Below are 3,482 nucleotides of genomic sequence, written 5' to 3' on the forward strand. Positions count from 1 at the left end.
GTCGAGAACGTCAACAAGCAGACGGGCGGCGTGCTGAGGGCATAGGCTTTCTTGGGATTGCCGGAAGGTGGCGAATCGCCTTCCAAAGGGCGATGGACCACCTCCGCTACTCCGGCCTTCCCTTCGAAACGCAACGCACGGCTTTCCTCGGCATCATCGCGGCCGACCCGCTGTTGGCCGAGACGCTGGCGCGGGCGCGGGCGCTTGCGCTGCCGGATTGGCTGGTGGCTTCCGGCGCGCTCTACAACAGCGTCTGGAACCATCTGACCGGCAAGCCGCCAGGCTACGGCATCAAGGACGTCGATCTGTTCTATTTCGATGATGCCGATCTCTCCTACGAGGCCGAGGACACGGTGATCCGCCGCGCGGCGGCGCATTTCGAGGGGCTGCCGCTGCCGGTCGAGGTGCGCAACCAGGCGAGGGTGCATCTGTGGTATCCGGTGAAGTTTGGTGAGGAATGTCCGCGGTATGCGAGTTCGAGCGAGTCGGTGAGCTATTTTGCGTCGAAGACGCATGCGGTTGGGGTGCGATACGGTGCTGACGGGGCGCTGGAGCTGGTGGCGCCGTTCGGGCTGGATTATATCTTTTCGTTTCGCATCACGCCGAACCGGGCGCTGGACAATCAGCGGACCCATGAGGCGAAGGGGAGAAGGGCCAGGGAGTGCTGGCCGGAGATTGAAGTGATGCCTTGGTAAGGGTGCAGAATAAAATAGGTCGGCGCGAGGCCCCCCTCTCTGCCCTGCCGGGCATCTCCCCCTCAAGGGGGGAGATTGGCAGTTTCGATGCCGGCGCTCCCTTGCAACGCAGGTGATTGACGAAAGCAGATGCGACATCGATCTCCCCCCTTTTGAGGGGGAGATGGCCGGCAGGCCAGAGAGGGGGGCCTCGTGCCGGCCTTTCAACAACGGGCGCCAAAGCGCCCTTCGTCTGCTACCCATTCACCAGCGCCAGCAATTCCTCCGTATAGCGCTTGCCGACCACCTTATCCGGCGACAATGCATCGCCGATCGCCGCAACCTCGGCCGCGCTCAACTCAATCCCGGCCGCCGCCGTATTCTGCTCCAAGTGGCGGATCTTTCTTGCACCGGGGATCGGCACGATGAAATCGCCCTGGTGCAGCACCCAGGCGAGCGCCAGCTGCGCCGGTGTCACGCCCTTTTCGGCCGCCATCTTCTCCAGCACCGCGATGACGGCGTTGTTAGCTGCCATCGCCTCGGCCTGGAAGCGCGGCAGAGTGAGGCGCCAATCGCCGGCGCCGAGCACATCGGGCTTGGCAATCGTGCCGGTGAGCAGGCCGCGGCCGAGCGGGCTGTAGGGCACGAAACCGATGCCAAGCTCGCGGCAGACGGCGAAGACCTCGTCCTCGGGATCGCGGCTCCACAGCGAATATTCACTTTGCACCGCGGCGATCGGGTGCACGGCATGCGCCCGGCGCAATGTCGCGCCGCTCACCTCCGACAGGCCCAGCGCCCTCACCTTGCCCTCGCGCACCAGCTCGGCCATGGCGCCGACCGTGTCCTCGATCGGCACGTTGGGATCGACGCGGTGCTGGTAGTAGAGGTCGATCACGTCGGTATCGAGCCGCTTCAGCGAAGCTTCGGCCACCGCCTTGACGTGCTCGGGGCGACTGTCGACGCCCGCCATGCGGTCGAGGCCGGTGCCTTCGTCGAGGATCTTGAAGCCGAATTTGGTGGCGATGGTCACCTTGTCGCGCACCGGCTTCAGCGCCTTGCCGAGCAGGATTTCGTTCTCGAACGGACCATAGACTTCCGCCGTGTCGAAGAAGGTCACGCCGATTTCGACGGCGCGGCGCAGCGTGGCGATGGCCTCGGCCTCCGGCTGGCCGCCATAAGCGAAGCTCATGCCCATGCAGCCGAGCCCGACGGGGAAGACTTCGAGTTCAGTTCCGAGTTTGCGGGTTTTCATCACGCATCTCCTTGTTGCGATGGGCAGGAAATAGGGCCTTGCAGTCCGTTCGATAATCGGCTCTCCTTTGCACGGCTTGTTCTAAAACATAGACCAATGAACCGCACCAACCTCTCGCAGCTCGCCGTGCTCGCCACGGTCGCCCAATGCGCCAGCTTTCGCGGCGCCGCGCGCGAGCTCGGCATCGCGCCCTCGGCGGTCAGCCACGCGGTGTCGAGCCTCGAAGCGCGGCTCGGCGTGCGGCTTCTGGCGCGCAGCACGCGCAGCGTCGCGCCGACCGAAGAAGGCGCGCAGCTGCTCGAACGGCTGCGCCCGGCGCTGTCCGAGATCGACCTGGCGCTGGAGACGGCGGTCGAGGCGCGGGACCGGCCCGCCGGCAATCTGCGGCTCACCGTGCCACGCACGGCCGCACACCTGACTCTGACGCCCAGGCTCGGCGCCTTTGCCGCGGCCTATCCCGATATCGTCCTGGAGATCGTCATCGAGGATCGCTTCACCGATGTCGTCGAAGGCGGCTTCGACGCTGGCGTGCGGCTCGGCGAAAGCCTGCAGCGCGACATGATCGCGGTGCGCATCGGATCCGACTTCCGCGGCGCGGTGGTCGGCTCGCAATCCTATTTCGCCTCCATGCCGAAACCGCGCCATCCGCGCGAGCTGGCCGACCACCGCTGCATCCGCTTCCGTTTCTCCAGCGGCATCCTTTACCGCTGGGAATTCGAGAAGGACGGCGAGGAGATCGAGATCGCGGCGCAAGGACCGCTGATCCTCGACGAGGACCACCTGATCGCCCAGGCGGCGGTCGACGGCGCCGGCCTTGCCTTCGTCTTCGAGCCCTATGTGTCGGCGCCACTGGCCGACGGCAGGCTGATCCGCGTGCTGGAGGACTGGTGCCCGTCCTTCGACGGCTTCTTCGTCTACTATCCGAGCCGCCGGCAGATGCGCCCTGCGCTGCGGGCGTTTGTCGATTTCTTCAAGGTGAGTGGCACCCTCCCCCTTGTGGGGAGGACTATCGCATATGGCACTCCCCCTCACCCAGCCTCCGCTTCGCTCGGCTGACCTCTCCCCAGGGGGAGAGGAGATTACCGGCGTCGGCGCCAGTCTCTTCTCCCCGTCGGGGAGAAGGTGGCCGCGAAGCGGCCGGATGAGGGGGCTGGCGCTGCCATATGCGATTGCCCCCTTGTGGGGAGGGTAAGGCTCCCGGAAGAAAGCCGGCGCCGGCTTCGTTCGCCTCGCATGCAACCCTTTACCAACACCCCCACCCGCTAAGGCTGGGCGATGATCGTCCTGCACTGGCTGATCGGCGTCATCTTCATCGGCCAGTTCGCGCTCGGCGTCGTCATGGTGCGCACGACAAGCCAGCGCGCGTCCTTCGAGCTGATCCAGCTGCACAAATCCTTCGGCTTCCTGCTGCTCGGGCTGATCATCCTGCGCATCGCCTGGCGGCTCGGCAATGTGGCGCCGGCACTGCCCAGCTCGGTTGGCACGCTGGAGCGCAGGACCGCGCCGCTGGCGCATTTCGCGCTCTATGCCTTCCAGATCGCGCTGCCGCTCTCCGG

4 protein-coding genes are annotated in these 3,482 nt (G+C 65.8%); 3 read left to right on the top strand and 1 reads right to left on the bottom strand.

Annotated elements, in window-relative coordinates:
- Nucleotides 1–92: 92 nt before the first annotated feature.
- Nucleotides 93–695, top strand: coding sequence for a nucleotidyltransferase family protein (locus EOA24_RS31280; protein ID WP_126080130.1), 603 nt, complete (start codon nucleotides 93–95; stop codon nucleotides 693–695).
- Between the two features lie 235 nt (nucleotides 696–930).
- Here EOA24_RS31280 and EOA24_RS31290 read toward each other — a convergent pair whose 3' ends face one another.
- Nucleotides 931–1,926, bottom strand: a complete 996-nt coding sequence (locus tag EOA24_RS31290; protein ID WP_126080131.1) for an aldo/keto reductase — start codon at nucleotides 1,924–1,926, stop codon at nucleotides 931–933.
- A 96-nt stretch (nucleotides 1,927–2,022) separates the two neighbouring features.
- Here EOA24_RS31290 and EOA24_RS31295 point away from each other — a divergent pair, with 96 nt between their 5' ends.
- Nucleotides 2,023–2,982 (top strand): LysR family transcriptional regulator, encoded by a 960-nt coding sequence (locus tag EOA24_RS31295; RefSeq protein WP_245467299.1) that lies wholly within the window; start codon nucleotides 2,023–2,025, stop codon nucleotides 2,980–2,982.
- A 219-nt stretch (nucleotides 2,983–3,201) separates the two neighbouring features.
- Nucleotides 3,202–3,482 (top strand): cytochrome b/b6 domain-containing protein (locus EOA24_RS31300; protein ID WP_245501895.1); only part of this gene is annotated, 281 nt, incomplete at its 3' end.

Origin of the sequence: Mesorhizobium sp. M2A.F.Ca.ET.039.01.1.1 (assembly GCF_003998035.1) — a bacterium.
GTDB lineage: Bacteria > Pseudomonadota > Alphaproteobacteria > Rhizobiales > Rhizobiaceae > Mesorhizobium.